Source organism: Psychrobacter sp. 1U2 (assembly GCF_051847575.1).
This window is the reverse complement of sequence record NZ_JBPYDC010000676.1, coordinates 1-906: the sequence shown is the minus strand read 5'-3', so window position 1 is coordinate 906 and position 906 is coordinate 1. Positions and strand designations below refer to the sequence as shown.

1 protein-coding gene and 1 pseudogene are annotated in these 906 nt (G+C 45.4%); both read left to right on the top strand.

From position 1 onward, the window contains the following. Window positions 1–557 (top strand): GltB/FmdC/FwdC-like GXGXG domain-containing protein (locus ACS8FD_RS18040; protein WP_459252155.1); only part of this gene is annotated, 557 nt, incomplete at its 5' end. A gap of 178 nt (window positions 558–735) precedes the next feature. Next, a pseudogene (locus ACS8FD_RS18035) lies at window positions 736–906 on the top strand (glutamate synthase small subunit); the annotation flags it as partial.

The window sequence follows — 906 nt, the reverse complement described above, 5'->3', positions numbered from 1 at the left end:
ACGTCGGTAAAGGCATGGCAGGCGGCGAGATTGTGATTTATCCGCCAAAAGACTCAAACTTTAGCGCACAAGAAACCGCTATTATCGGCAATACGTGTCTGTATGGTGCGACAGGTGGCAAGCTCTATGCAGCAGGCACAGCAGGTGAGCGTTTTGGGGTACGTAACTCTGGCGCTCATGCCGTCATCGAAGGCACGGGCGATCATTGCTGCGAATATATGACAGGCGGTATCGTCACGATTCTTGGTCGTACAGGACTTAATTTCGGAGCAGGTATGACAGGCGGGTTTGCTTATGTACTTGATATGGATGGCGACTTTTTTGATCGCTGCAATCATGAGCTGATTGACCTAAACCGTATCTCAAGTGAACAGACTGAAGAACATCGTATCCATTTGCAGCAGGTTATTGAAGTACACGTGGAGAAGACAGGTAGTGCGTGGGGTCAGACAATATTGGCTGACTTTGAACACTATGTTCGCAAGGTGTATTTGGTTAAACCCAAAGCGGCGAATATTGCAACACTGCTTAAAACCACCACAGCCGATCCACAGTAATTTGCTGTTTATTGATCTGCTAAGGTTTAAGTAAACATTTAAGAGATTACCTCTCACTGCGCTAATATTGTAGGTAGGTAAGTGACAGTATCGCTAGGTCTCTTGACCTAATATAAATGGTATAAGCCAACTGTCACTACCCACTATAGAAGAGCCCCATATAGAAGAGTAAGTCATTATGGCAAAACGCTTAGATAATAGTTTTCAGTTTTTAGAAGTACCACGGGTTGAGCCGAATAAAAAAGACATTGCGACGCGCTCAACAGAGTTTGTCGAAATTTACAAACCATTTGAGAGTGAGTCGGTGGCCGAGCAGTCCCATCGTTGTCTTGAATGCGGCAACCCCTAC